Origin of the sequence: Tistrella bauzanensis, assembly GCF_014636235.1 — a bacterium.
Taxonomy (GTDB): domain Bacteria; phylum Pseudomonadota; class Alphaproteobacteria; order Tistrellales; family Tistrellaceae; genus Tistrella; species Tistrella bauzanensis.
On sequence record NZ_BMDZ01000046.1, the window covers coordinates 18,667 to 45,642 of the forward strand.

At 67.9% G+C, this 26,976-nt stretch carries 26 protein-coding genes; 14 read left to right on the top strand and 12 right to left on the bottom strand.

Features of this window, described 5'->3' with window-relative positions; genetic code table 11:
• Positions 1 to 11 precede the first annotated feature (11 nt).
• Genes IEW15_RS17340 through IEW15_RS17355 form a run of 4 tightly spaced genes read left to right on the top strand, consistent with a single transcriptional unit; the run spans position 12 to position 4,782 of the window.
• A complete protein-coding gene (locus IEW15_RS17340) occupies positions 12 to 953 on the top strand; it encodes an ABC transporter permease (RefSeq protein WP_188580189.1) in 942 nt (313 codons plus the stop codon).
• A gap of 59 nt (positions 954 to 1,012) precedes the next feature.
• Positions 1,013 to 1,831: an ABC transporter permease gene (locus IEW15_RS17345; RefSeq protein WP_229708215.1), complete on the top strand. Its 819-nt coding sequence runs from the start codon at positions 1,013 to 1,015 to the stop codon at positions 1,829 to 1,831.
• Between the two features lie 2 nt (positions 1,832 to 1,833).
• The gene (locus IEW15_RS17350) at positions 1,834 to 3,513 is read left to right on the top strand and encodes an ABC transporter ATP-binding protein (protein WP_188580193.1); all 1,680 of its coding nucleotides are present in this window, start codon (positions 1,834 to 1,836) and stop codon (positions 3,511 to 3,513) included.
• Positions 3,514 to 3,561: 48 nt separating this feature from the next.
• Positions 3,562 to 4,782: an NAD(P)/FAD-dependent oxidoreductase gene (locus IEW15_RS17355; RefSeq protein WP_188580195.1), complete on the top strand. Its 1,221-nt coding sequence runs from the start codon at positions 3,562 to 3,564 to the stop codon at positions 4,780 to 4,782.
• Positions 4,783 to 4,795: 13 nt separating this feature from the next.
• On the opposite strand, the gene IEW15_RS17360 is transcribed toward IEW15_RS17355, so the two are convergent.
• The 3 genes from IEW15_RS17360 to IEW15_RS17370 are packed head-to-tail and all read right to left on the bottom strand — an operon-like array spanning position 4,796 to position 8,123.
• Positions 4,796 to 5,617: an IclR family transcriptional regulator gene (locus IEW15_RS17360; protein WP_188580197.1), complete on the bottom strand. Its 822-nt coding sequence runs from the start codon at positions 5,615 to 5,617 to the stop codon at positions 4,796 to 4,798.
• A 20-nt stretch (positions 5,618 to 5,637) separates the two neighbouring features.
• On the bottom strand, positions 5,638 to 6,621 hold the full coding sequence (locus IEW15_RS17365) for a CobW family GTP-binding protein (RefSeq protein ID WP_188580199.1): 984 nt from the start codon (positions 6,619 to 6,621) through the stop codon (positions 5,638 to 5,640).
• A complete protein-coding gene (locus IEW15_RS17370) occupies positions 6,618 to 8,123 on the bottom strand; it encodes an amidohydrolase family protein (protein ID WP_188580201.1) in 1,506 nt (501 codons plus the stop codon). The genes IEW15_RS17365 and IEW15_RS17370 overlap by 4 nt, the downstream gene beginning before the upstream one ends.
• 181 nt (positions 8,124 to 8,304) lie before the next feature.
• Here IEW15_RS17370 and IEW15_RS17375 point away from each other — a divergent pair, with 181 nt between their 5' ends.
• Positions 8,305 to 9,084, top strand: coding sequence for a HugZ family pyridoxamine 5'-phosphate oxidase (locus tag IEW15_RS17375; protein WP_229708216.1), 780 nt, complete (start codon positions 8,305 to 8,307; stop codon positions 9,082 to 9,084).
• A gap of 9 nt (positions 9,085 to 9,093) precedes the next feature.
• On the opposite strand, the gene IEW15_RS17380 is transcribed toward IEW15_RS17375, so the two are convergent.
• Positions 9,094 to 9,585, bottom strand: coding sequence for a superoxide dismutase family protein (locus tag IEW15_RS17380; RefSeq protein ID WP_188580242.1), 492 nt, complete (start codon positions 9,583 to 9,585; stop codon positions 9,094 to 9,096).
• A gap of 223 nt (positions 9,586 to 9,808) precedes the next feature.
• On the opposite strand from IEW15_RS17380, the gene IEW15_RS17385 reads away from it, so the two are divergent.
• On the top strand, positions 9,809 to 10,483 hold the full coding sequence (locus tag IEW15_RS17385; protein WP_188580205.1) for a TetR/AcrR family transcriptional regulator: 675 nt from the start codon (positions 9,809 to 9,811) through the stop codon (positions 10,481 to 10,483).
• Positions 10,484 to 10,535: 52 nt separating this feature from the next.
• Here the strand turns inward: IEW15_RS17385 and IEW15_RS17390 are convergent, their stop codons facing one another.
• Positions 10,536 to 11,810: a cytochrome P450 gene (locus tag IEW15_RS17390; protein WP_188580206.1), complete on the bottom strand. Its 1,275-nt coding sequence runs from the start codon at positions 11,808 to 11,810 to the stop codon at positions 10,536 to 10,538.
• Between the two features lie 143 nt (positions 11,811 to 11,953).
• On the opposite strand from IEW15_RS17390, the gene IEW15_RS17395 reads away from it, so the two are divergent.
• Positions 11,954 to 13,744, top strand: a complete 1,791-nt coding sequence (locus IEW15_RS17395; RefSeq protein ID WP_188580208.1) for a thiamine pyrophosphate-dependent enzyme — start codon at positions 11,954 to 11,956, stop codon at positions 13,742 to 13,744.
• Here the strand turns inward: IEW15_RS17395 and IEW15_RS17400 are convergent.
• Entirely contained in the window at positions 13,741 to 14,187 is a 447-nt protein-coding gene (locus IEW15_RS17400; RefSeq protein WP_188580210.1) for an alpha/beta fold hydrolase, read from the bottom strand. The genes IEW15_RS17395 and IEW15_RS17400 overlap by 4 nt on opposite strands.
• A 10-nt stretch (positions 14,188 to 14,197) precedes the next feature.
• A complete protein-coding gene (locus IEW15_RS17405; RefSeq protein WP_188580212.1) occupies positions 14,198 to 14,464 on the bottom strand; it encodes an alpha/beta fold hydrolase in 267 nt (88 codons plus the stop codon).
• Between the two features lie 93 nt (positions 14,465 to 14,557).
• Here IEW15_RS17405 and IEW15_RS17410 point away from each other — a divergent pair, with 93 nt between their 5' ends.
• Together IEW15_RS17410 and IEW15_RS17415 are read left to right on the top strand one after the other, a co-directional pair.
• Positions 14,558 to 15,514 carry an HpcH/HpaI aldolase/citrate lyase family protein gene (locus IEW15_RS17410; RefSeq protein WP_188580214.1) on the top strand — a complete coding sequence of 319 codons (957 nt, stop codon included), beginning with the start codon at positions 14,558 to 14,560 and terminating at the stop codon, positions 15,512 to 15,514.
• Entirely contained in the window at positions 15,511 to 15,975 is a 465-nt protein-coding gene (locus IEW15_RS17415) for a YaiI/YqxD family protein (RefSeq protein ID WP_188580216.1), read from the top strand. Before IEW15_RS17410 ends, IEW15_RS17415 begins: the two co-directional genes overlap by 4 nt.
• A gap of 88 nt (positions 15,976 to 16,063) precedes the next feature.
• Here IEW15_RS17415 and IEW15_RS17420 read toward each other — a convergent pair whose 3' ends face one another.
• Positions 16,064 to 16,483, bottom strand: coding sequence for an OsmC family protein (locus IEW15_RS17420; RefSeq protein WP_188580218.1), 420 nt, complete (start codon positions 16,481 to 16,483; stop codon positions 16,064 to 16,066).
• A gap of 569 nt (positions 16,484 to 17,052) precedes the next feature.
• Between IEW15_RS17420 and IEW15_RS17425 the strand changes: the two genes are divergently transcribed.
• Both IEW15_RS17425 and IEW15_RS17430 read left to right on the top strand, forming a co-directional pair.
• Positions 17,053 to 18,750, top strand: a complete 1,698-nt coding sequence (locus IEW15_RS17425; RefSeq protein ID WP_229708218.1) for a methyl-accepting chemotaxis protein — start codon at positions 17,053 to 17,055, stop codon at positions 18,748 to 18,750.
• A 228-nt stretch (positions 18,751 to 18,978) separates the two neighbouring features.
• Positions 18,979 to 20,559 carry a bifunctional aminoglycoside phosphotransferase/ATP-binding protein gene (locus IEW15_RS17430; protein ID WP_188580222.1) on the top strand — a complete coding sequence of 527 codons (1,581 nt, stop codon included), beginning with the start codon at positions 18,979 to 18,981 and terminating at the stop codon, positions 20,557 to 20,559.
• Between the two features lie 12 nt (positions 20,560 to 20,571).
• Here IEW15_RS17430 and IEW15_RS17435 read toward each other — a convergent pair whose 3' ends face one another.
• Positions 20,572 to 20,985: a MarR family winged helix-turn-helix transcriptional regulator gene (locus IEW15_RS17435; RefSeq protein WP_229708219.1), complete on the bottom strand. Its 414-nt coding sequence runs from the start codon at positions 20,983 to 20,985 to the stop codon at positions 20,572 to 20,574.
• 105 nt (positions 20,986 to 21,090) lie between these two features.
• Entirely contained in the window at positions 21,091 to 22,419 is a 1,329-nt protein-coding gene (locus IEW15_RS17440) for a hypothetical protein (protein WP_188580225.1), read from the bottom strand.
• Positions 22,420 to 22,631: 212 nt separating this feature from the next.
• Here IEW15_RS17440 and IEW15_RS17445 point away from each other — a divergent pair, with 212 nt between their 5' ends.
• From IEW15_RS17445 to IEW15_RS17455, 3 genes are all read left to right on the top strand, one after another.
• A complete protein-coding gene (locus IEW15_RS17445; RefSeq protein ID WP_188580227.1) occupies positions 22,632 to 24,050 on the top strand; it encodes a sensor histidine kinase in 1,419 nt (472 codons plus the stop codon).
• 163 nt (positions 24,051 to 24,213) lie between these two features.
• On the top strand, positions 24,214 to 24,981 hold the full coding sequence (locus IEW15_RS17450; protein WP_188580229.1) for an SDR family oxidoreductase: 768 nt from the start codon (positions 24,214 to 24,216) through the stop codon (positions 24,979 to 24,981).
• A gap of 126 nt (positions 24,982 to 25,107) precedes the next feature.
• A complete protein-coding gene (locus IEW15_RS17455) occupies positions 25,108 to 25,812 on the top strand; it encodes a GntR family transcriptional regulator (protein WP_188580231.1) in 705 nt (234 codons plus the stop codon).
• Here IEW15_RS17455 and IEW15_RS17460 read toward each other — a convergent pair.
• On the bottom strand, positions 25,796 to 26,530 hold the full coding sequence (locus tag IEW15_RS17460; RefSeq protein ID WP_188580233.1) for a sulfite exporter TauE/SafE family protein: 735 nt from the start codon (positions 26,528 to 26,530) through the stop codon (positions 25,796 to 25,798). The two genes, IEW15_RS17455 and IEW15_RS17460, sit on opposite strands and share 17 nt — an antisense overlap.
• A 174-nt stretch (positions 26,531 to 26,704) precedes the next feature.
• Complete coding sequence (locus IEW15_RS17465; protein ID WP_229708220.1) at positions 26,705 to 26,884, bottom strand: hypothetical protein; 180 nt, start codon at positions 26,882 to 26,884, stop codon at positions 26,705 to 26,707.
• Positions 26,885 to 26,976 lie beyond the last annotated feature (92 nt).

Below are 26,976 nucleotides of genomic sequence, written 5' to 3' on the forward strand. Positions count from 1 at the left end.
GGAGGCAGAGCATGCTGGGTTACATCGTCAAACGCGTCTTCGCCGTCGTTCCGGTGATGGCGATCGTGGCGCTGATCGTCTTCCTGATCCTTCGCCTGACGCCCGGCGATCCGGCGGCGATCATCGCGGGCGATACCGCCACGCCCGAACAGATCGCCCGGCTGCGCCAGACCATGGGCCTGAACGAGCCGATCTATGTCCAGTTCGTGCAGTGGGTCGGGCAATTGCTGCGCGGCGACCTCGGCACCTCGCTTCTGTCGGGCACGCCAGTGAATGCGCTGATCGCCGACCGGATCTGGCCGACGCTGAACATCGCCGTGCTGACCATCATCATGTCGGTGCTGATCGCCGTGCCGATGGGCACCTTTGCCGCCTGGCGCCGCGGCCGTATCGGCGATCATGTCGTGATGATCATCTCGGTGGCCGGGTTCTCGGTGCCGGCCTTCGTGGTGGGCTACGTGCTGATCAAGATCTTCGCGGCCGATCTGCGCTGGCTGCCGGTTCAGGGCTATCGGGCGCCATCGGCGGGGCTGATCGACTTTCTCCGCCACGCGATCCTGCCGGCGCTGACGCTGACCGCCGCCTATGTGGCGCTGACCGCGCGCATGACCCGGGCCAGCCTGCTAAACGTGCTGGGCGAGGATTATATCCGCACCGCCCTCGCCAAAGGCGTCGGCGAGACCAGGGTTCTGCTGCGCCACGGCCTGCGCAATGCGGCCGTGCCGATCCTGACCGTGGTCGGCACCGGCTTCGCCATGCTGCTGTCGGGCGTGGTGGTGGTTGAAAGCGTGTTCAACATTCCCGGCATCGGCCGCCTGACGATCGATGCGGTGATGGCCCGCGACTATCCCGTCATCCAGGGCATGATCCTGCTGACCAGTGGCATCTATGTGCTGGTCAACCTGTTGATCGACCTTGCCTATACGCTCTTCGACCCGCGGATCCGCTATTAATGACCCAGCCATCCCGTTCAAGCGAGCCCTCCCGTTCAGGCCCGGCCTCCCGTTCAAGGATGCCGGCGCTGGGCGTGGTGCCGGCCGCAGCCGTCCTGATGCTGGCCGCGATCGCGATCGCCACCCTGCTGGCGCCGCTGCTGGCGCCGCACGATCCGCTGGCGCTGTCGCCGCTCAACCGGCTGAAGCCGCCGGGCGGCGACTTCCCGCTGGGCACCGATGCGCTGGGGCGCGACCTGCTGTCGCGCGTGCTTTACGGCGGCCAGGTGTCGCTGCTGATCGGCCTCGGCACCGCCGCCGTCAGTGTTTCGGCCGGGCTCGTCATCGGGCTGGTCGCCGGCTTCTTCCGGACCGCCGATGCGCTGATCATGCGTGTCATGGACGCCTTCATGGCCATCCCGCCGATCCTGCTGGCCGTGGCCCTGGTCGCCATCCACGGTGCCAGCGCGATGTCGGTCATCCTGGCGATCACGTTTTCGGAAATTCCCCGCGTCGTGCGGCTGGTGCGCTCGATCGTGCTGTCGGCGCGCGAGGAACCCTATGTGGAAGCGGCGATCGCGCTGGGCACGCGCATGCCGGTGATCCTGTGGCGACACCTGATGCCGAACACACTGGCGCCGCTGATCGTGCAGGGCACCTATATCTGCGCATCGGCCATCCTGATCGAGTCGATCCTGTCGTTCCTGGGGCTCGGCATCGGCACCGAGACACCGAGCTGGGGCAACATCATGGCCGAAGGCCGCAGCTATTTCCTTCTAAAGCCGTCGCTGATCTTCTGGCCGGGCCTGATGCTGTCGCTGTGTGTGCTGTCGATCAACATCCTGGGCGACACGGCGCGCGACATCCTGGATCCACGTATGCGCAAGCGGGACGCATGATCATGGCGACACGATTCAAGACCGCGCGCTTCGACGATGCCGAAGACGTGCTCGCCATCGACGGGCTGTGCATCGACCTCGGCACCGCCGGGCGCCCGCGCCGGGTGCTCGACGATGTGAGCCTGCGGATCAGGCGCGGGGAAACCGCCTGCCTGGTGGGGGAGAGCGGCTCGGGCAAGTCGCTGACCTCGCTGGCGATCATGGGTCTGCTGCCGACCGATGTCCTGAGGGTGGCGGCAGGCACGATCCGGCTGGACGGCACCGAGCTTCTGACCCGATCCCGCCGCCAGCTGCGCGCGATGCGCGGCGACCGGATGGCTATGATCTTTCAGGAGCCGATGACGGCACTCAACCCGGTGATGCGCGTCGGCGACCAGATCGCCGAGGTTCTGGAAACCCATGCCGGGGCGTCGCGCGGCGACAGGCGCCGCCGGGTGCTGGAGGCCATGGAACAGGTGCATCTGCCCGATGTCGAGCGGGTCTATCGCTCGTTCCCCCATCAACTGTCCGGCGGCCAGCGCCAGCGGATCATGATCGCCATGGCGCTGATCCTGGAACCGGCGCTGCTGATCGCCGACGAGCCGACCACGGCGCTGGATGTGACGACGCAGAAGCAGATCCTGTCGCTGATCGCCGAGATGCAGCGCGTCCACGGCACGGCGGTGCTGTTCATCACCCATGATATGGGCGTGGTCTCGGACATCGCCGACACCGTGCATGTGATGCGCCAGGGCCGCGTGGTCGAGAGTGCGCCCGCCGAACGCCTGTTCCATACGCCGCAGCATGACTATACCAAGGCCCTGCTGGCGGCGGTGCCGAGCCTGCGCCCGCGCGAGGCACGGCCGGCCGAAACCCGCCAGCCGATCCTGGACGTGGCGGCACTCGGCAAAACCTATGAAAGCGGCGGCTTCCTGAAGCGGACCAGCCGCAAGCGCGCCGCCGAGGATGTCAGTTTCCAGCTTCGGCCGGGCCGGACGCTGGGCATCGTGGGCGAAAGCGGATCGGGCAAATCGACGGTGGCGCGCTGCGTGATGCGCCTGATCGACCCGACCCATGGCCGGATCAGCCTGGGCGATACCGACATCACCCGCCTGGCGCCGGGGCCGCTGCGCCGGCGGCGCGAGAAGATCCAGATCGTCTTTCAGGATCCGTATCGCTCGCTCAACCCCCGGCGCCGGATCGCCGACAGCCTGATCGAGGGGCCGATGAATTTCGGCGTGGCGCGCGATCAGGCCATGGCCCGCGCCCGGACGCTGCTGGAAATCGTGGGTCTGCCCGCCGATGCGCTGGACTGCTATCCTCATCAGTTCTCGGGCGGTCAGCGCCAGCGCATCGCGATCGCCCGCGCGGTGGCGATGGAGCCGGATGTGATCGTGGCCGACGAGGCGGTCTCGGCGCTGGATGTGTCGGTGCAGGATCAGGTGCTGAAGCTGCTGGAACAATTGCAGAATGATCTGGGCATCGCCATCCTGTTCATCACCCATGACCTGCGCGTCGCCGCACAGATCTGCGATGAGGTCATCGTGATGCAGCATGGAAGGGTGGTGGAACATGGCACCGCCGAACAGGTGCTGGTCTCACCGCGCCATGCCTATACCCATGCGCTGATCGATGCGGCACCCGGGCGCGGCTGGAACTTCGCCGCCTGCCGCGAGATCGCGCCCCAACTGCCCGAGGCCTGACCGGTCTGCAGGGCCTTTCATATATCAAGTCATCAAGGATCTGATTTCATGACCGATTGCATTGTTCTGGGCGCCGGCATGGTCGGCGTCGGCACCGCGCTGGCGCTGCAACAGATGGGGGTGGATGTGGCGCTGGTCGACCGCCGCCCGCCCGGCGAGGAGACCAGCTATGGCAATGCCGGCATCATTCAGATGGAAGCCGTGGAGCCATACCCGTTTCCGCGACAGGCCGGCGAGATCCTGTCGGCGGCGCTGGGCTTCAACGACAAGGTGCGGTGGCGGGCGGGGTCGCTGCATCGCTGGGCGCTGCCGATCCTGCGCTATTTCATGGCCTCGGCGCCGGCCAGTCACCGCCGGATCGCCGCCGTCTACAGCACCATGATCCGCAGGGCCGGTGACGATCACGACCCGCTGATCGCCGCCGCCGGCGCCGGGCATCTGATCCGGCGCGACGGTTTCCGCGATGTCTATCGCCATGGCCGCAGCTTCGCTGATGCCGCGCGCACGGCCGAACGGCTGGAGCGGGAGTTCGGCGTCGTCTCGCGGATCGAGAGCGGCATAGAGCTCGCCGCCGCCGAGCCGTCGATCCGGATCGGGCTGGCGGGTGCCGTCCACTGGACCGAAGCCTGGAGCTGCGCCGACCCCGGCGGGCTGGTCGCCGCCTATGCGCGGCTGTTCGCCAGCCGCGGCGGCACCGTAGTGACAGGCGATGCCAAGACGCTGCGGCAGGTAGGCACCGCCTGGCGGATCGATGGCCCCGACGGGCCGATCGAGGCCGAGCATGTCGTGGTCGCGCTGGGGCCGTGGAGCGCCGAACTGCTGCGGCCGCTGGGCTATGCCGTGCCGATGTTCTTCAAACGCGGCTATCATCAGCATTTTGCCGGCAAAGGGCCGGTCCTGCCCATGATCGATGCCGATCGGGGGATCGTGGTCGCGCCGATGCGGGCCGGGCTGCGCCTGCTGACCGGCGCCGAGCTGACCGGGCTCAATTCCGCCGCCACAGCCTATCAGATCCGCCATGCCCGGCGGGCCGCCGGCCAGTTGTTCGACCTGGGCGATCCGGTGGAGAGCGAGGCCTGGTTCGGCAATCGCCCGTGCATGCCGGGCATGCTGCCGGTGGTTGGTCGCGCGCCGCGCCATAAGGGCCTGTGGCTCAATTTCGGCCACGGCCATCAGGGCTTCACCCTGGGCCCGACCACCGGCCGGATGCTGGCCAGCGAACTGGCCGGCAACGAAACGCTGCCGCCCGAACTGCATCTGGTGGCGTGAAGGGCGGCGGCGTCTAAACCGGGGCCGGTCTGTCGTGAAACAGCCGGTCCTGAAACAGATGGCTATAGGCCCGGTCGCCCATCGCCCAGACGGCGGCGCGCAGATAGCCCGACAGTTCTTCAGCGCCACGCCGCAAAAGCTCGATCAATGCGTCCTGCCGCGCGTCGAGATCGGCTTGCGGCAGGATGATGCTGAGCGTCGCCACGCAGTTCTGGTGGCGGTTCACGATCGGCACGCCGGCGGTGCCGACATAGCGATCGATCAGCCCGCGCGCGATGAAATAGCCGTCGACGCGGGCCTGGTCGATCTCGTCGCAGAACTGCTCGAAGGGCAGCGATGCGCCCGAGCCCAGCCTGAAATCCTGGTCCGGAATATTGCGGCGGATCAGATCGCGCGGAATGTCGGCGAGTTGCAGGCGCGCCGAGCCGGTGATCGGCAGCGGATAGCGCGAGCCTTCAACCGTGCGAAGATAATTGCGGCTGCGGCCGGTCGCGGAAATCAGCACCAGTTGCTGCCAGTTGTCGGCGATGTTGATTTCGGTCACCACCCCCGCCTCGACCGCCACCCGCTGCACGACCTCGCGCGCCACCGGCTCGAACCGGGCATTGCGTGAATAGGCGAGCCCCAGCAGCCCGGCGCGATGGCCAAGGCTGATCGTGCCGGCGTCGTCCTGGGTCAGCCAGTCGCGCGCCACCAGTTGGTCGACCAGCGAATAGATCGTGGACCGGGGGCAGTTCAGCGCCTTGGCCAGCGCGTTGCGGCTGACGGGTTTTGTTTCATTCTCAAGATGTTCGAGAATATCGAGAATTCTGTCGGTGCCCTTCGCACGCTGCATGAACGGTCTTCTTCTTCAAGTCAGAGGTGTGTGCCGGGAATGTCTGTCCCGGCGCCGAGGCGCGCCAGAAGCGCCTGCCGGTCGAGCCGTCCAGCCTCGGCGATCATGACCAGACGGCAGCCGGGCTGATCATCTCCCGGAAGCGGCTCCAGCGTAACCCTCTGCCCGACCATCTGGAGCAGATAGCGCCGACCCGGCTTCTCGCAAAAGTGGAAAATACCCTTCGCACGGATCAAAACCGGCGCGTAGTCGGCGATCAGGGCCTGAAGCACCGTCAGGCTGATCTCGCCCGGGCTTTGCCATTCGACGGTGGCGAAACGGTCCGATCGGCGCGGCTCACCGGCCGCGACCGCCGTGAATCGCGTGGGTCTGGCGCCTGTGTCGAGAAACAGCCCGGTCGGCAGGGCCTCGCGGGCCATGTCGATCACCGGCGGCTTGCCCGTGGGCGACAGCAGGCCCGACAGCGCCTCGACGGCGGCGTCATCGATCGCCGCCGTCTTGGACAGCACCACGAAATTGGCCGCGGCCAGTTGCGCCCGCCACAGATCGTCGCCGCGCCGCGCGGCGTGTCCGGTCACGTCCTCGGCATCGACCACGCACAGCACCGCATCCAGCCGCGCGCTCTTCCACAGCACCGGATCGGCCAGCGCCTGGACGATGCCGGCCGGATCGGCCACGCCGCTCGCCTCGATGACGATATGATCGGGCGCCGGATCGCGCGCCAGAAGCAGTTTCAGCGTGCGCAGCAGATCGCCCTGCAAGGTGCAGCACACGCAGCCATTGGCCAGACCGATCACGCCATCGGCCCTGCCGGCGACGCCATCGGCCCTACCGACAATGCCATCGGCCGTGGCCCGGATCAGCTCCTCGTCGATATTGATCGCGCCGAAGTCATTGACGACGGCGGCGATGCGCCGGCCGCCCGCCTGCGCCAGCATCGCGTTGATCAGCGTCGTCTTGCCGGCGCCCAGATAGCCGGTGACGACGAGGACCGGCACGGTCATCGCGGATCGCTCCGGATCGCGCGGCCGGGGCGCGCATCGCGCACCAGCGCGCCATCCGCGATCACCGCCTCACCGTTGACCAGCACGTGCACCATGCCGTCGGCGGCCAGATGCATCGCCTCGAACGTCGCCCGGTCCTGCACCCGGGCCAGGTCGAAGACGACGATATCGGCGTCGCAACCGGCCTGGATCCGGCCCTTGCGGCGGAACGCGTCGCTGCAGCTTTCAACGATCCGCGCCGGGATCAGCGTGCATTTGGCGATGGCCTCCATCAGCGGCACCACCTCACGCTCGCGCACCCATTGCGCCAGAAACCGCGTGAAGGTGCCCGATGAGCGCGGATGAGATGACTTGTCGGCGGCGATCGGCCATTCCTCGCCGGCATAGAGCGAGCCGTCGGGATTGCTCCACGGCACCGCGTCGGACGCGATCGCGCCGCCGGGATAGGTGACGGAGATGTCAAGCAGCTTGTGGTCATGGGGGTTTTCGGTGTCGAGGAAGTGCCACAGCACCAGAGACTCCGGCGCGTCGGCACGCGCGGCCGCCAGATCGTCGCGGCTTTGGAACCGCCGGCCGGTGCTGACCACCTCGATCGCATCATAGCCGGTTCCGGTCCGCTCGACGAAATTGCTCTCCATGAAGAACCCGGCGCTGAGCACGGTGGAGCCGGTGCCATAGGGGTAGGCCTCGGTGGTGATCGGCAATCCTTGCGCCTGCGCCTTGCCGATCAGCCGCGCCGCCTGTTCGATATCGCGCAGGCTGGTGCTGTTCAGATGGCAGATATGCATATGGGCGCCGGTGGCACCCGCCAGCCCGATCAGATTGACATAGGCCTCGATCGAGCTTTTCGGATCGATGTTCGACATATAGGCGATGTGGGTATAGGTGGGCCGGGCGTATTCGGCCGCCAGCGAACAGATCCGGGCCATCTCTTTCATGCCGGCGCCGGAGGCATAGCCATGAGGGATCCCGATGCCGAGCGCGCCCTCGTCGAGCCCCTGCCGGGTCAGCGCCACGATCGCGTCGGTCTGCGCCGGCGTCGAGGCATCGACCGACCAGCGCATGTCGTTCGACCCCGCCCCCATCAACTCGATCGGTGCCAGGCTGCCGTCGAGGTTGAGGCCGATCATCGCCGCCTTGCGCGCGAACAGCCATGCGGCGGCGGTGCCGTAATTCAGCACCCGGCCGGCGGCCTGCTGCTGATCGTACCAGCCTGCGACCGGCAGCGCGCCGACCTCCAGTTCAAGCGCCGTGGTGACGCCGTCGAAGGCCTGCATCCGGTCCGCCGGCACCGACTGGCCATGGGCATGCAGATCGATGAAGCCGGGCGCCACGACCAGACCCGCGGCATCGATCTCGCGCACCCCTGCCCCCAGAGACGGACCAACCGCCGCGATCCGGTCGCCGACGATACCGATATCGGCAATCGCGTCATGCCCGCTTTCGGGATCGATGACCCTGCCGGCACGGATGACGAGATCGAACACTGGGGTACCGGCCATCTGCATGTCCCTTATAAGCGGCAATGCCCACTACAATGCCGAGACTGGCACCATGACAGAACAGGCAAGCCTCTGTCCATGGCTTCCCGGCCGCGTCTGGCAATTGAATTGCGCCTGTCCGCCAAAAGGCGCGATGCTGACCCGAGCGCGACCGTCTGTCTGGCTTTCAAGGACCACCCCCATGGACATGCCTGTGATAACGCCGCGCGGCGCCGAACTTCGGATGGATGCCGCGCTGCCCTTCGATGCCGGCGATGCCGGCCGCCGGCTTCTGCGCACCGCCCGCGTCGCCACCCTGTCGACGCTGGACCCCGGCAGCGGCTATCCCTATGGCGCGGTCACCAATCTGGCGACCGATCACGACGGCAGCCCGGTGTTCATCATGGCCGGGCTGGCACTGCACGCCCGTAACCTGCACAACGACCCGCGCGCATCCCTGACCCTGGCCGAGCCGGGGCTGGCGGATGCGCTGGCCGGTGTGCGGATGACCGTGGTCGGCCATGTGGAGAAAATCGACGACGCATCGCGGGTCGCTGCCCTGCAGCGCCGCTATCTGGCCCGCCATCCCAAGACCCGGCTGTATATGTCGCTGCCGGATATCGGTTTCTATCGGATGAGCATGCTGGATCTGCGGGTCAGCGGCGGGCCCAGGCGCAATGCCGGCGAACCGCAGGTGGCACATTACACCACCGATCTTGCCGGCGCCGAGGCGCTGATCGCGGCCGAGGCCGGGCTGATCGACCAGTTGAACGGACCCGAGGGCGCCGACCTGCCGCGCCGGCTGGCGCTGCGCCATGGCGGCCCGGCCGGCACCCGGTGGACGGCGACCGGCCTTGACCCCGAGGGGCTGGACCTGTCGTCGCCCGGCACCGATCTCAGGATCACCTTTGCCCGCCGGGTGACCACGCCCGAGGCGTTCCGCGCGACCATCGAGGCGCTGGCGGATACCGCCCCCGGCTGATGGCCGGCATCATGCGCCGCCGATCACCCCGCAGGCGATGCGGTCACCGGCGGCACCCGCCGGCTGGCTGCGGTAATCGTCGCGGCCGGCATGGATCATCAGCGTCCGGCCCATGATGCCGGTATCGCCCTGATCCAGTCGCACGGCGCTGTTGAACACCTCGACCACGAGCGTGCCGTCCTGGGCGACCTGCTGGTTGGGCATGTCGCCGGCATGCGGCCCGCCTTCCGCCAGATAGCCATGGGCGCGGCCATCGGGATTGAAATGGCCGCCGGCGGTTTTGTGGCCTTGTTCGGCGTCGCAGGCATCGCCTTCGTGGATGTGGAAGGCGACCCATGTCCCGGGCGGCAGGCCGCGAAGATCGGTCGCGATCAGAACCCCTGTCGGCGTGCCGGTGAGGGTGGCGCTGCCATTGTCGCGGCCCGAGGCGTCGACGAAAGTCGCGGTGGCCGTCGTGGTCTCGGCCGCAGGCGCCTTGGCGTCGTCTGCCGCCAACGACATGGCCGGTGTCGCCAAGGCAATGGCAGCAAGCACGGCGGCGGCACGGGTTGCGGAACGATATGGCATGGGTCGGTCCTCTGTGCTGGGTGCCCTGGCCTGCGCCAAGCCAGGGCGGATATCGTCCAACGAGCGGGCCTGCCCGCTGGTTCCGCCGGAGCGGGCCCGCCATCGGACAGTATCACGGGCGTTGCGACACCGCCCGATCAGGTATATGTATCGATCGATGCAGAACAACGCTCGACCCATATCCGGTGAACCCGCGCCGGCCGCACGTGGCCGCGGCCGACCGCGCGCCTTCGATCGCAATGCGGCCCTGGCCGAAGCGACCCGGCTGTTCTGGGCCAAGGGCTATGAAGCGACGTCGATGGCCGATCTGACCAAAGCGATGGGGATCGGCTCGCCCAGCCTGTATGCGGCATTCGGCTCGAAGGAAGCGCTGTATGCCGAGGCGCTGGACTATTACGCCCGCACCTGGCAGCCGCTGTTCTGGAACCGGTGCCAGACCGCCGCGACGGCACGCGAGGCCATCCAGTGGCTGCTGGAAGACCTGGCCGCCGTTCTGGGCGGCGCGCATGGCGACATACCCGGCGGGTGCATGCTGGCGCTGTCGTCGATAACCGGAGAGGGGCATGAGCACCTGGACGCCCTGGTCCGGTCGGCGCGGGCGGTGGGGCTGGACCTGCTGAAGGCACGCTTCGCACGCGCCGTGGCCGAGGGCGAGATCCCGTCCGCCGTCGACATCCACGCCCTCGCCCGTTTCGTGCAGACCATCCAGAACGGCATGTCGATTCTGGCCCGCGACGGCGCCAGCCGCGCCGAGTTGGAGGCCGTGGCCAAGATCGCGATGACGGGCTTCGACGCGCAGGTCGGTGCAGGTCAGGGCCCACAGGGCCGATAGCGCGGTCTGTATCGGCATCGGCATCGGATTGCGCGGTGTCAGACGGGCGGCGTCAGACGGGTGGCCGCCCGGTGATGCCGGTCATCGCCAGCCCGCTGGCCGGACGGACGGGCATGCGGTTCAGCCGCACCGACAGATCCTGCGGCGGCAGCCGCCAGTCCATGGCTCGCGTCAACAGGCGCACGGCTTCCATCACCAGCGCGATCGTTGCCCGCTCCCCCGGACAGCGATGGGTTTCAGCGGCATGGCCGGCGCCCTGGGGCACCATCCGATAGGGATCGTCGTCCCAGTCGCGGAACCGCTCGGGCCGGAAGCTTTCCGGCGCCGCCCACACCGCCGGATGATGATTGGTGCCGTGGATGTCCAACAGCACCCATTGCCCGAGCGGGAAACGGGTGCCCTGCCAGTCGAACGCCTGACGCACCCGGCCGGCCACCGCCGGGAAGAACGGATAGAAGCGCCGCACCTCCTGCACGAAGGGCAGCAGGTCGGCCTCGTCGCCGGCCGCGAAGCGGGCGCGCCAGGGCTTGTGTTCATGCAGGGCCAGGGCCGCGAACACGATATAGCGTTCCACCGCCACGATCGGCCGCAGCAGGTTGATCAGTTCCACCGCCGCAATGGCGGGCGGCAGCCTGCGGCCGTCGAGATCATGATGATCGGCCAGACGCGCCGCCGACGATGTCGGCGTCGCGCCCCGGTCATGGAAGCGCGCCAGCGCCCGTTCTGCCCAGCGTTCCGTGCGGCGGCGACGCCAGCGCGCCCACCAGTTCGACGGCCCCACCCGCCCGGCATTCGCGACCATCGCCTCAAGCTCCGCCGCGCGGTCGTCGAGCTGATCGGCGCCGACCGGCACGCCCGCCCAGGCGGCACCGGCACGGGTCAGCAGTGCCGGCAGTTCATCGGCCAGCACCATCTGCCCCGCCGCCTGCCAGCGCGGCAGCGCCGCCCGCCATTCATCGGCGAACAGCGATACCAGCCGGTCGATGGCGGCGGGATCGGTCAGCAGCGCCATGAACAGGGCCTTGCGGTGGCGGTGGGCGGCGCCATCCAGCCCCTGGACGCTGCCGTCATCCTGCAACAGATGGCGAACCGATGCCGGCATCGCCCCCTGGCGCGTGAAGCGGTCGCCGTCATAGAAGATCCGCGCCGCTTCGGGGCCACGCATGCAGATCACCGGCTTCAACATGATGCGGGTGGCGAAGACGTCGCGGCCCAGGCGCTGGAACCGCCGCGACCCGAAGGTATAGCCGTCGCGCAGGAACCCCAGCGAGCTGTCGAAGGCGGCCGTGCGGGGAATGGGGGCGGTATCGTCGGCGGGAACGGCCATGGGCGCGCGGCATCCTTGGTGGGCGGGCGATGCCATCGGTAACCGGCAGGGCGCCGGAAGGTTGCGCAGGGCGCGCGCGTGGGAACCTTGGCCCCCGGCCGCCGTTGCCATCAGACGCGCCCCCCGGTCATCTGGAGACGATCATGCCGCATGCCCCCGATACCATGACCTCCGCCGATATCCTGATCGAGACCCTGATCAGTTGGGATGTCGACACCGTCTTCGGCCTGCCCGGCGACGGGATCAACGGCATCATGGAGGCGTTGCGCGTGCGGCAGGACCGCATCCGCTTCATCCAGGTCCGGCACGAGGAAAGCGCCGCCTTCATGGCCACGGCCCATGCGAAATGGACCGGACGGCTGGGCGTCTGTCTGGCGACGTCGGGGCCGGGCGGCGCGCATCTGCTGACCGGGCTTTACGACGCGGCACTCGACAGGGCGCCGGTGCTGGCGATCACCGGCATGCAGGCCCATGATCTGGTCGACACCTTCACCCAGCAGGATGTGGATCTGACCCGGGTGTTCAACGATATCGCGGTGTTCAACACCCGGGTCGCCGATGCGGCGCATATGGAGACCGTGGCCGGCCTCGCCTGCCGGGCGGCGCTGGCCCATCGCGGCGTCGCCCATCTGTCGATCGCCAACGACATGCAGGAACAGGCGCTGGACGATGCCGCGCGGTCGTCGCGCAACAAGCCACGCCACACGCCCGATCAGTGGTTCCAGGGCCGGCGCCTGCCGATGGAGGCCGATCTGGACCGCGCGGCCGAGGTTCTGAACGCGGCGTCGCGGGTGATGATCCTGGCCGGACGCGGCGCCGCCGGCGCCGCCGCCGAGCTTGAGACCACCGCCGATCTGCTGGCGGCGCCGATCGCCAAGGCGCTGCTGGGCAAGGCGGTGCTGCCCGATGATCACCGCCATGTCACCGGCGGCATCGGCATGCTGGGCACCCTGCCCTCGCAGGAGGCGATGGAGCAATGCGATGCCCTGCTCATCATCGGCTCGACCTTCCCCTATATCGAATATTATCCGGAACCCGGTCAGGCACGGGCGGTGCAGATCGATCGCGATGCCGAGCGCGTCGGGCTGCGCTATCCGGTGGAGGTGGGGCTGGTGGGCGATGCCGCCGAAACCCTGCGGCTGCTGACCGACCGGCTGCGTCGCAAAACCGACCGCCGGTTTCTGGAACAGGCGCAGGCGGGCATGACGCGGTGGCGGCGGATGATGGCCACGGCGCAGTCGAAAACCGACATGCCGCTGAAGCCGCAGGTGGTGGCCGCCGCCTTCGGGCGCCGCCTGCCCGATACGGCGATCCTGGCCAGCGATTCCGGTCAGAACACCGAACTGGCCGCCCGGCATGTCGATCTGCGGCCGGGGCAGGATTACAGCGTGTCGGGCACGCTGGCATCGATGGCCTGCGGCCTGCCCTATGCGATCGCGGCCGGGCTGGCCTTCCCCGACCGGCCGGTATTCGCCATCGTGGGCGATGGCGGCTTCGCCATGCAGCTGGGTGAATTCTCCACCGCCGTGCGCTATGGCGTGCCGCTGAAGCTGCTGGTGATCAAGAACGGCATGCTGAACCAGATCGTCTGGGAACAGATGATGTTTCTGGGCAATCCGCAATTCGGCTGCGAGCTTCAGCCGATCGATTTCGCCAAGGCCGCCGAGGCGATGGGCGGCACCGGCTTCACCATCGAACGCCCCGAAGACGTCGAGCGGGTGCTGGATCGGGCGTTCGCCACCGATGGCGCCGTCGTCATACAGGCGGTGGTGGATGCCTATGAACCGATGATGCCGCCCAAGCTGCCACCGCAAAAGGCCCGCAACTTCCGGCAGGCCCTGCCCGAGACCCCGGGCCACGAGCGGATCGAAGCGGCGATCGCAGCCGAGCCGCTGCACAGCATGATCGAGGCGGGCACGGGTGGCGACGACTAGGCCGGTTGACCAGCCGCCCGATCATGCAGCCGGTCGATATGATAGCCGGCGCGAAAGCACTCGCACATGGCCGTCACCGCTGCGGGCGTGGCGTTCGCGGTGAGATAGGCCTGCAACGCCAGATCGTCGTATCGGACGGGGCGATCCGAAAGCCCCGACAGAATCAGCCGCAGAAAGGCGTCCGGATCTCCGGCAATCAACCGGTCGAGTATTGGATAGTCCTGGGTCAGAAACGAAAAATAGAAGTAATCCTGAGCAATCGCGGCATTTGAATTCTCGTAGAAATCCAGTGCCGGGACGATGTCCATGACGACGAGCCGGGTGACGACCCCGGGATTGTCCAAAGCCAGTCGCCGCGCGACCCGCGCACCCCTGTCGTGGCCGACGAGCAGGAAGCTGTCATGCCCCAGGAACCGCATGACGGCGAGCCGTTCAGCCGCCATGTCACGCTTGCTATAAATAAGCGTTCCGCCCCTCGATATGGCCGGGCTTATGGCTTTCCCCTCGCCCCCGGATATCGGGCAGCACGATCGAAAACCGGTCCGCCAGCTTTGACGCCAGATGATGCCAGCACAGATGGGTTTGCGGGTCGCCATGCAGCATCAGCAAGGGCGGACCCTTGCCACCCGTCACCACGAGAAGCGGCCTGCCTGCGATGTCGATGAACCGGCGCGTGAATCCGGGCAGGAGGCTGGCGTCGGCGCGTTCAAAGATGGTCATTGATCCACGCCTTGAATTGGGAGATGGCGGCCTCGATCGCCCGGTCGTTTGCGGTCGTTGCCCCCTGCCCGGGCGGTCTGTATCCTGGGCGCCATGGATCAGCAAACCCGCCCGCCACGCCAGACGCCGCCACGCCAACCCCGCCAGACACCGCCCCGCCCGGCCGATTTCCGGCTGTGCCGGACATGGCTGTTCCGCGATGGCGCCGCCCCCGCGACCGCCGATGCCGGCACCGAGGCGGATGTGCTGATCCAGGATCTGGAGGATTTCACCACCCCGGCGCTGCGGCCGGTGGCGCGCGATCTGGCGCCGGCGCTGTATCGGCAGTGGCGCGCCGCCGGGCGGGTGGCCTGCGTGCGCATCAATCCCCTCGCGGGGGACGGCCGTCAGGATCTGGCGGCGGTGATGGCCGGCGCGCCCGATATCGTGGCCTTGCCCAAGGTCGACAGCCCGGCCCGGATCGTGGAACTGGATGCGCTGATCGGCGAGATGGAGCGCGATCACGGCCTGAGCCCGGGATCGACCGCGATCCTGCCCAACATCGAAAGCGCGCGCGGGATCCTTGCCACCGCCGCGATCGCCACCGCCAGCCCGCGGGTGATCGGCTGCCTGATGGCGTCCGAGGATCTGGCGGCCGATCTGGGCGCCGAACGCGACCGCGACGCCGCCGAACTGGACCATGCCCGCGGCCGGTTCCTGATCGATTGCGTGGCGGCCGGGGTGATCGCGGTTGACTGCCCCTATACCTGGAGCGATGCCGAGGGGGCGGCCGCCTGCGCGCGCCGCGCCCGCCGCCTGGGCTATACCGCCAAAAGCCTGGTCGATCCCGGCCACGCCGGGGCCATCAACGCGGTGCTGACGCCATCGCCCGCCGAGATCGCCACTGCCCGCCGGATCGTCGATAGATTCGATGCCGCCCGCGCCCGGGGTGCCGCGCGGGTGGAACTGGATGGCGTGCTGGTGGAACTGCCCCGACGCAACAATGCCGCCCGCCTGCTGGCCCGCGCCCACGCCTTCATCACCGCCGGACTGATCGGAGACCCGTCATGACCACCCGACCGGTCATCCATATCGATGCCGATGCCTGCCCGGTGAAGGCCGAGGTCTATAAGGTCGCGGCACGCTATGGGCTGAAGGTGCGGGTGGTTTCCAACGCCTGGATCAACATTCCCGAAGGGCCGCTGGTCGAACGGGTGATTGTGGGCGACGGCTTCGACGCGGCCGATGACCGGATCGTGGAGGACACGACGGCGGGCGATATCGTCATCACCGCCGACATCCAGCTTGCCGGCCGCTGTCTTGGCGCCGGCGCCGCCGCGATCGGCCCGGACGGTCGGGAGTTCACCGGCGCCAATATCGGCTCGGCGCTGGCGATGCGCGCGCTGATGGCCGACTTGCGCGCCGGTGTCGGCGCCGAGGGCCTGCGCGGCCCGAAGCCGATGACCGCGCGCGACCGGTCGAGCTTCCTGCAGACGCTGGACCGGGTGGTGACCCGCCAGCTGCGGGGATGAGGTTGCGGGGGTGACCGTTGCGGGGGCCCGCTACGGGGGGCTGGCGGTCAGGTAATCAGGTTCAGGTGTCGGGTGGTCCCGGTTCCTTTCATACCTCTTCAAGCTCGGCATCGCGGTGAAGCTCGGTACGCACCGGCATGCCCGGTTTGATGGTCAGCGTCACCGGCGTGCGCTCGGCCAGATCCAGCAGCGCGGCGGTCTGGGCGTCGTTGAGATCGCCATGAAACGCGATGGTGCGATCGATGACCACGATGTTCTCGTCGTCCTCGTCGCGCGCGAAGGCGACGGTGACGTCCAGCCCGTCCAGCGGCCAATGCTGATGGGTCGCATACATCTTCAAGGTGATCGATGTGCAGGCCGCGAGGCTGGACAGCAGCAATTGATGCGGGGTCGGCCCCTGCTCATTGCCACCCATAGCGACCGGCTCGTCGGCGGTGAGGCGATGGACGCCGGTGGACAGGGTAACGGCATAGGGAAGGCTGCCGATCGAGGCATTGACGTGCGACATGTCCTGGCTCCCTTGACTGAACGCGACCACCGGGCCGCGGCGGGCGCGGCCCTTCCGTCAGTGCCCGACGGTCGGTGTCTTTGTTGATATGGCGTCTTCGTGGCGCGGAACCAGCACCTGGATTCGCGAAACCGCCCGGGCATGGAGCGTTGCGTTACGGGACATCCTCCGCCCGGACCCGGATCTGCCACCCTTTCCGCCCCAATCGGGCCATGTCGCGCGATGACGGGCCGCGATCAGCGCCTGAAACCACCTTTGGCAGCGTCACATGCCACTGTGCCAACCCATCCCCGCCCCAATGCCCCCACCGCTGGATGGCGCTTGCCCGATATAGGTCACAGCGATCAGCATTCCTGCCACGCGCTGTAATGACGAAAGGTTCATGTCGCATAATGCCATGCAAAATGATCACGGGTTCCGCAAAATGCCAGACTCAACACTATTTATCTGAATCCATGCATCGCCCTGTCGATTCATGATCTTCTCTTTACCGTTAGTCAACTGTTGGGTGGCATATTTCAGAGAGAGCAGTCTGGAACGAATTTGATATTGGGGTCTGAGCCATGATCATGACAATGCTGTCGAACCTTCGGGTATCTTCGAAGATCCTGATCGTCATCATGATGATGGCGCTGGTGGCAACCGCCATTGCCGGGCTGGCGAATTGGGGCCTGACACGGCTGAGCATGGCGACCGAGACCGTCAAGATGGCCGGCCACAATGTCCGCGACGGCACCAGGACCAATCAGTTGATCATCGATCTGAACCGCGCCGAATACCGGATCGCGGCGGATCCGTCGCAGCTTGCCGATGCGCTGGCCGACATCACCGCGGCCGAGGCCGAGGTGGTGACGCTGCTGAACGGGTTGAAGACGCAGGCGAGCCCCGAGGAACTGGCGCGGATCGCCGCGGTCGAGGCCGGGATCGTGCCCTATTTCGCCGAGATCGACGAGGCGGTGCGGCTGGCCGGACAGGCCGCCGGCCGCGTGCTCAGCGCCGATCAGCGTGCATCGGTCACCGAAGCGGCCCATGGCCGCGAGATGGCCGCGGCCCTGGAACGCGACATCGCCGCGCTGGTGAACGCGACCGTCGCCCGTGCCGACCGGACGGCGCAAGAGGCCGAGGCCATGGCGCATGAGGTGGAACTGGTGGTGATGGGCGTGGCCCTGGCCGGCATTGCCGCAGGTCTGGTGTTCGGCCTGCTGATCGCCAGCCGCGGCATCGTGCGGCCGCTTGCCGCCACCGTTGTCGGCCTGAAGGATCTGGCGAATGGCCGGCTGGACGTGACGGTTGCGAATACCGGCCGGCGCGACGAAATCGGCGATATCGCCCGCACCATGCTGGTGTTCAAGGAGAATGCGATCGAACGCCAGCGCCTGGCCGACCTTCAGGCCGTACAGGACGCGGCCAAGCTGAAGCGTGCCGAAGACGTCAGCCGCCTGATCCTGGGCTTCGACAAGGACGTCTCGGAAGTGCTGGGCGTGATGAGCCATGCTTCCGAGGAACTGGAAGCGACAGCACAGCTTCTGTCGGCGGGATCGGAAGAGACCTCGCGTCAGGCCGCCACGGTCAATGCCGCCGCCGAACAGGCATCGGTGAATGTCCAGACCGTCGCCGCCGCGACCGAGGAGTTGACCGCGACCGTGGCCGAGGTGGCCCGCCGGATGGAGGATGCCCGGATGGTGGCGACCGATGCCTCGAACGAGGCCGACCGGGCCAAGAGCTTCGTGGGCGAGCTGGATCAGGCCGGGCGCGCCATCGCCTCGGTGATCACCCTGATCAGCGAGATCGCGAGCCAGACCAATCTGCTGGCGCTGAACGCCACGATCGAGGCGGCGCGCGCCGGCGAGGCCGGCAAGGGCTTCGCGGTGGTGGCATCGGAAGTGAAGACGCTGGCCACCCAGACCGCGCGGGCCACCGATGAGATCCGCAATCAGGTCGGCGGCATGCAGACCAGCATCGATCAGGCGGTCGGTGCCATCTCCCATATCGCGACGGTCATCTACCGGCTGAACGACATGGCCGGCGCGGTCGCCGCCGCGGTTCAGGAGCAGTCTGCCGCCACCGCCGAGATCGGCCGCAACGCCAATCAGGCCGCCCTCGGCACCAGCCATGTCACGGCGAACATGTCAGGCGTCAGCGAGGCGGCACAGACCACCTCAGCCGGCTCCACCCAGGTTCTCTCGGCCGCGCGCTCGCTGGCCGACCGCTCGACGCGGCTGCGGAGCTCGGTCGACGGCTTCCTGCGCGACGTGGTCGCCGCCTGACGGCCACGCTCCGCGCCGCCATCTTTTCACGGCTCTCTCCCGGGTGATCCTCCAACCCGCACCTTGGCCGCGTTCCGGACATCATCCGGTGCGCGGCCTTCTTTTTTTCCGGGCGCACGGCCATGCTTTGAGCACATGGGCCTGCGGCCATGCGCCTCGCCCACAACCATGGCGATCCGCGCTATACTGGTGCCTGTATCACAACACGCGGGCAGCACGGGGACCGGCATGCACACCCAGGATCAATCGGCGGCCATCGCCTGTCTTCGGGCGGCACTCGACACCGGCGACGGAGAGCCGCCCCGGCTGGTGGAAACCCATATCTCGCTGGTGTTCATCGGCGCCAGCCGGGTGATGAAGCTGAAAAAGGCGGTGCGGCTGCCCTATCTGGATTTCGGCACCGCCGAACGCCGGCTGGCGATGTGTCATCGCGAACTGACCCTGAACCGGCGCACCGCCCCCGATATCTATCGTTGTGTGCACCGGATCACCGCATCGGATGCAGGGGCTGCCGTGCTGAACGGGCCGGGCGCGCTGCTGGATGGCGTGGTCGAGATGGCCCGGTTCGATGAGGGCGGCCTGCTGGACCGGGTTGCCGCGACTGGCGGGCTGGATGACCGGCTGGTGGCCGAACTGGGCGCGATCGTGGCCGGTTTTCACGCCGCCGCCGCCATTGCCGGCCGCGATGACGGTGCCGCACGGGTGCGCCGGGTGCTGGACATCAACCACGCGGCACTGGATGACGCGGGCGATCTGCTGGACGATGCCCGCCGCCGGCAGGTGATTGCCGCCACCGACACGGCCTTTGCCCGGCTGGCGCCGCTGCTGGACGCGCGCGGACACCTGGGCCGGGTGCGCCATGGCCATGGCGACCTGCATCTGCGCAACATCGTGGTGATCGATGGCCGGCCGGTGCCGTTCGACTGCATCGAATTCGACGACGATCTGGCGACCACCGATGTTCTGTATGATCTGGGCTTCCTGATCATGGATCTGTTGCATGGTGGCTTCGCCCCGCAGGCGGCGCTGCTGCTGAACCGCTATCTGGATGCCACAGGTGGGGATGCGGCTGGCGATGACACGGCCGGGGCCGCCAGCGACCGGGGGGCAGGACTGGCGCTGCTGCCGATGCTGCTGGCGATGCGAGCGACCATCCGCGCCCATGTCGGCGCCACGGCCGCACGCGACATGGCCGACGCCGATGCCCGCGCGGCCGCGACAGCCGGGGCGGCGGATTATCTGGATCTTGCCGCCCACCTGCTGAACCCGCCACCGCCACGGCTGGTGGCGGTGGGCGGGTTCAGCGGCAGCGGAAAATCGACCACCGCCGCCGCCATCGCCCATCTGGTGGGACCGGCGCCGGGAGCCCGGGTGATTTCCAGCGACCGGATCCGCAAACGCCTGTGCGGCGTGGCACCCACCACCCGCCTTGCAGCCGATGCCTATACCCCTGCCATGTCCGAACGGGTGTATGGCGCGATGGCGCAAGAGGCCGCGGCGGCGCTGGCCGCCGGCCATGGGGTGATCGCCGATGCGGTGTTCGACCGGCCCGAGGCCCGCGATGCCATCGCCGCGGTCGCGGCCGGTGTCGGCTGTCGTTTCGACGGGATCTGGCTTCAGGCACCCGAAACCGTGCTGATCGACCGGGTGACCGCACGCCGGGGCGATCCGTCGGATGCCGACGCGGCGGTGGTGCGCGCCCAGATCGCCCGCGCCACCGCATCGCCGGTGACCGGTGATTGGCATCCTGTGGCAGCCGATACCGATCGGGCCGCGCGTATCGAGGCCATCCGCCAGCGATTGGGCTGACGGCGCCAGTCTTCAGTCGCGCGCCCTGTCCAGATGCATCCTGAGACGCATCAGGCGCGGCAGCAGCACCGCCAGATCGTCATCCGATACCACCGGCGCCAGATCGGCCATGAATCCCGCCACCCGGCCGACCGCGCGGTCGCGCATCCGCCGGCCGTCATCGGTCAGGAACACCCGCTTGGCGCGGCCATCCACCGGGTCGGGCTCGATGCGGATCAGCGATCGCGCCTCCAGCCGTTGCAGGGTGTTGGTCATCGCCCCCTTGGTGACCTGAAAGGCGCGCGCGATGGCAACCGGCGTGCGGCCATCGCCCAGCCGGGTCAGATGGTTCAGGACATGGAAATGCGGCGCGCGCAGACCATCGGGCAACAGGCGTTCCAACTGTGCCGTCGCCAACTGATCGATGATGCCGATCTCGTTGAACAACTGGAACAGGGGCGGATCGGTATCGCCGCCGGCCGTGATGTCGTCTTCGGGGTTCAGCGTCTGCGTCCTCCATCGGGACCGGCCGCCGACCGCCCGCCGCCGCCATCAGGTGCGAAGGGCGGCTGAAACCGGGTGGCGCGGGCTGGGTGGGATATGGGGGCCATGGCCGAAGCGGCCCAGCATCTGAAGACGCAGATTTGCATCCCCCGCCACCGCCGGCAAGCTCTGGCGGAACGCAGGCCCCCCGGCCGCCATAACCGTCTGATGCATCGCCTGAAAGGCCGGAGCCATCTCCGGAAACTCCTGCAGGGCCTGACTGACCGGATGAACCGCCAGGCCGCTGGCCGCCGCCGCCAGATCCAGCCGCATCCATGCGGCCCCGGCCGCCAGTTCCGATGCCCGCCCGCCATCATCGGCGGTTGCCACGGCCAGAAAGGCCGGGGTCTGCGCGATCATCCGGTCATAGATCTGCCGGCCCAGTGCGGTGGCATCGCTGTCCGGATCGGCCAGATCCGTGCGCGACAACAGGCCCAGACGGTGCAGAAGCTGCAGTTTCGGGCCACCAAGCGCGATGCCGTCGGGATTGGCATCGATCTCGGCCCGGCCGATGCGCATCAGACGCACGCTTTCCATGAAGGCCGCCGGGGTTTCGGCCTCGATCACCCAGGCCTGCCAGGCGATGGCCCGCACGGCAGCCACCACCGCCGGCGCGATCATCGCGGCCGGTGCCGCGGGGGCGCCCGCCCATCCACCACCGGCGGTGCCGGCCGCACCGGCCGCAAGCCCCAGCACCGCCGATGCCTCGGTCCCGGTGAGGGCGCGATCGTCGAACGGCTCCTTCGTCGAACGCCGGTCCGGCAGCGCGTCGACCAGACGCAGCGCCGCCGCGCGGTCGGCATCCGACACCGTGCCCGCGCGGTCGAAGCGCACAAGGGCGACCGGCCGGGCATCGAGACGCCCCCCCGCCCGCGTATCGGGCATGCCCTCGGGCAGCGGCTGTATGCTGACAGCGACCCCCTGCGCCAGAGCCACCAGCCGCAGCAATTCGATCAGGCAGCCGAAGCCGATGGTGATCTGCCGGTCGAAGGGGTCGGTTTCCGGCAGGCGCTTGTCCAGATCGCAGCCGATCGCCACCAGATCGGGCTGACCGGCCGGCAGCGTGAACAGCCAGGGCTGGCGGTTATGGGGATTGGGCGCCAGGATCGCGCGCGCCAGCAGCCGGACCCGCAGATCCGCCGCCAGGCCGGCCGCCAGATCGACCGGGCCGTCATCAGCCGCCGCCTGCCATGGACGCACCGCCAGCCGGGGCGGACGCAAGGCATCGACAGCCAACAGGCCACCCGCCGCCAACACGCCCACCCCGCCACCGACACCCAGTTTCAACAGCCGGCGCCGCGCCGGCTTCATATGCTCATCGCCGTTCCGCCGCATCATCGTCTCCGCTATATCGTTTAACGATAAACTATATAGTTCAACATTAAACCATTATCAACAGGGCCGCTGTAGCACCAACGCGAATTCGATGAAGGATCAATCGCTTTTTGTTTACGATCTGTGTCGCATAATATGGTCAAGAGGCTGGCGCGGAAGACCGCGGTCACGGTCGACACCATGCGGCGCCACCTACCGCAGACAGGGTGCACGGAATGCCCACCATCGCCCGCAGACGGGTTCCGGTCTCGGTTGCGATCATTGTCGCCGCATTGCTCGCGATCGCCGTATGCGGCGCGGCGTTGATCACCGGCGCGCGCATGCATGGCGCGTTCTCGCGCGCCGACCGTACTCAAGAGATCATCGGGGCCGTCGACGGCATCCTGATCACGCTGCTGAACGCCGAAACCAGCCAGCGCGGCTTCATCCTGACCGGCGAGAACCACTATCTGGACCCCTATGACCAGTCGGACCGGATTCTGCGCAGACGATTGGCCGAACTGGACGTTCTGCTGGCCGGGCATCCCGACCAGAGATCGCGGCTAGCCCTGCTGACCGGCCTTGCCAACAGCAAGATGGCCGAGCTTGCCGAAAGCATCGGCGTGCGACGGTCGGGCGGAATGGATGCGGCTCTGGGGATGGTCCGCACCAACTATGGCATGGAGATCATGGACGCGATCCGCGGCGTCACCCGCGACATCCTGAACGAAGAGCGTGTCAGGCTGGACGCCGATTATCAGGCGGTTCTGGCGCATTTCCAGCGAGCCGGCATTCTTGGCGGGATCGTCATCTTCACCATCACCCTGGTGCTGTATTTTCATCTGCACGCTCAGGCCCAGGCGCAGCGCCGCCAGCAGGCCATGACCCACGCGCTGGCACAGGCCAACGAGACGCTGGAACGGCGGGTGGCCGAGCGGACCGCGGAACTGAAGGCGGCGAATGATTTCAAATCGCGGTTCCTGGCCAATGTCAGCCATGAACTGCGCACGCCGCTGAACGCCATCATCGGCTATGCCGGCGCCATCGCCACCGAGATCGCCGGCCCGCTGGGGGATGCGCGCTATAAGGGCTTCGCCCGCCAGATCGATATCAGCGGCCAGCATCTGCTGCACATGATCAACGACGTGCTCGATTTCGCCAAGATCGAGGCCGGCCACCTGGAACTGAAGATCGAAGCGCTGGACCCGGTGGCGCTGGCAACCGGCTGTGTGGAGATGGTGCAGCCGCTGGCCGACGCCGCCGGCCTGACCATCGATATCGAAAGCGACATGGCCCCGGCCAGCATCGATGCCGATCCGCTGCGCATCCGGCAGGTGCTGCTGAACCTGCTGTCGAACGCCATCAAGTTCACGCCGGAAGGCCGGCGCATCCATCTGTGGCTGGGCCCGCCGCCCGCCGGGGCAGCCGACCGCCGCCTGCTGATCCGGCTGCGCGACGAAGGCATCGGCATGACCGCCGAGGACATCACGGTGGCGATGATGCCGTTCGCGCAGGTGAACAACGCCATGGGCCGCAAACAGGCCGGAACCGGCCTGGGCCTGCCGCTGGCACGGTTTCTGGTCCACCGGCATGGCGGTCAGATCGAGGTGTCGAGCACCCCCGGCGAGGGCACGCTGGTCGAGATCATGCTCTGACCGCGACCGACCACGCACCCGATGCACCGCTGTTCCATCAGACAGAACATGACGGCGCACCCCTTCCACCAGGGGCGGCACACGCCTATGCTGCCGCGCGATACGCAATGAACGATGCCGGCGCAGGCCGGCTGGCTCAGAAACGACAAGGGAGACGCCCCAGATGCGCAATCTGTTCGACATCAGCGGCAAGGTGGCGCTGGTCACCGGCGGTTCACGCGGCATCGGCGAGATGATCGCCACCGGCTATGTCGAGAACGGCGCCACGGTTTATGTATCGTCGCGCAAGGCACAGGTCTGCCAGCAGATCGCCGACAAGCTTTCAGAACGCGGCACCTGCATCGCGCTGCCGGCCGACGTGTCGACAGTCGAGGGCATCAAGGCACTGGCGGCGGAACTGGGCGCCCGGGAGCAGACGCTCGACATTCTGGTCAACAATGCCGGCGCAACCTGGGGCGCCGATATCGACGACTATCCGGAAAGCGGCTGGGACAAGGTCGTGGACCTGAACATGAAGTCGGTGTTCTTCATGACCCAGACCCTGTTGCCGATGCTGCGCGCCGCCGCCACCGCCGAGGCGCCGTCGCGGGTGATCAACATCGCCTCGATCAATGGCATCAACCCACCCTTCCTGGATACCTATGCCTATTCGTCATCGAAGGCCGGCTGCATCATGCTGACCCGCCATCTGGCCAAGCGGCTGGCGGCCGAGAACATCCTGGTCAACGCCATCGCCCCCGGCCCCTTCCCCAGCCAGATGATGGCCGCCACCCTGGCGGAGCGCGGCGACGAGGTGGTGGCCGAAGTGCCGCGCGGCCGCATCGGCCAGCCGGAAGACATCGCCGGCGTCGCGATCTTCCTGGCCTCGCGCGCATCCGCCTATACCACCGGCGCCACCATCCCCTGCGACGGCGGCGCGGCGGAGGTGTGATCCCGGCCGGGCCGGTGTGCGCGCCGCGCGCGCCGGCCCGGATCTGCCACTTGCACCCGATTTCGTATACCAAGTACAATTCACCCGACACCCTTCGCCCCACCCAGACGGGATGATTTTTGAGCGATGCCGCGCCCCGACGACGGACCGCGCCTTGGCGAGACCCACAGCCCGCTGCATGAGCGGGTGCGCGCCGAGATCCGCAAGGCCATCCTGACCGGGGCGATGAAGCCGGGCGACCGGCTGATCGAAGATCGGCTGGCCGATATCTATGGGGTATCGCGCAACCCGGTGCGCGAGGCGATCCGGGGGCTTGCGACCGAGGGGTTGGTCGAGGTTCTGCCCCGGCGCGGCGCGCTGGTGGCCCGCATGAACCCCGATGAAGCGCGCGAGACGATCGAGGTGCGCGCCCTTCTGGAAGGCCAGACCGCCCGGATGGCGGCGCGGCGCCGCGACCCCGAGATGCTGCGCCGGATCGGCGATATTCTGGCGCGGGGCGATGCCGCGATGGCGCAGGGCCGCGACGATCTTCTGGCTGGGCTGAACCTGGATTTCCACCGCGCCCTTGCCGAAGCCGGCCGCAACCGGGTGTTGCAGGATCTGATGACCGGCCTGCGCGACCGCACCGCCGCGCTGTTCACCGCCGACACCCCCGCCCGGCGCCGCCACGCCTGGGCCGACCATGCCGGGATTCTGGAAGCGGTGATCGCCGGCGACGAGGATCTGGCGGCCGCACGGGCCGCCGCCCATGTCGCCCGCGCCGGCGATGGGTTCTTGAGCGGCCAGAGCGCGCCCCCCCTGTCAGGCGCCGGCCCTATATCATCTGCCTGATCAGCAGCAGTGCCGCCGCCGCCCCCGACAGCGCCAGCACCAGCCAGCGCATCGCTGCGCGCGGCAGCCGCGACGCCAGCGGGCCCGAGATGGCGAAACCCGCCGCCAGCGGCAGCGCCAGCCAGGCGCCCAGTGTGAGATCATGCAGGCCGAACCGGCCGACCGCCGCCAGGGCCGCGATCGAGATCAGCGTGCCCGCCACCAGATAGGCGCCGATGGTGGCGCGCAGCGCCGGCGCATCGGCGTTCTGATAGACCAGCGCGATCGGCGGTGTGCCGACCGAGGTGATCGTGCCCATGAAGCCCGATACCAGGCCGGCCGCGAACAGCTTGCCCGGCGACGGCACGATGCGCCGGCCGCGAAGCGTGATGGCGACGCTCATCGCCACCCCGGCCAGAATGACCAGCGCGAACACGATCGACAGCATGCGCAGGGGCAGCACGCCGATCAGGGTGGCCGCCAGGATCGAGGTCGGCAGCCGGCCGGCCAGCGCGAAGCCCAGCCCCTTGGGGTCGAGCGCCGCCCGTTCCCGGGCCACCGCCAGCACCGCCACCATCAGCCCCAGCAGCAGCATCGGGCCGGGCAGCAGTTCCGGCATCAGGATCGCCATCACCGGCGCCGCCACCATGCCGAAGCCGACGCCGCCAGTGCCTTGCAGGCAGGCCGCCACGGCGATGACCACCGCCGCGATCAGCCAGTCCTGCGTGATCACGCCCATTCTGTGGCTCCTTTATTGGGAAGAATTCCATACTATCTTTTGTATACAAATATGGGTACCACGTCACCAGAACTCTGGCAATGAGCCAGAACGGGGGGCCGGATCGTCGGAGCCGCCCGTGAAGGCCGCCCTGCCCCACCGCTCAATGCTTCAACCACTCAATGCCCCAACCACTCAATGCCCGTTGCCGCCGCGCGCCAGCCGGGTTTCGACGGCCTGGATCGCCAGATAAATCACCAGCGAGATCATCGCCAGAATCACGATCGCGGCCATCACCATGTCCATGCGGAAGATCTGGCTGCCATAGACGATCAGATAGCCCAGCCCGGCATTGGCCGACTGGAATTCCCCCACGATCTGAACCGCCAGGGCAACGAGTCCAGGTTAACGCGCTTGCAGAGCCGCCATGAGGTATTGTGTGTCCCACGTAGCAAGTTTGCGCCTGG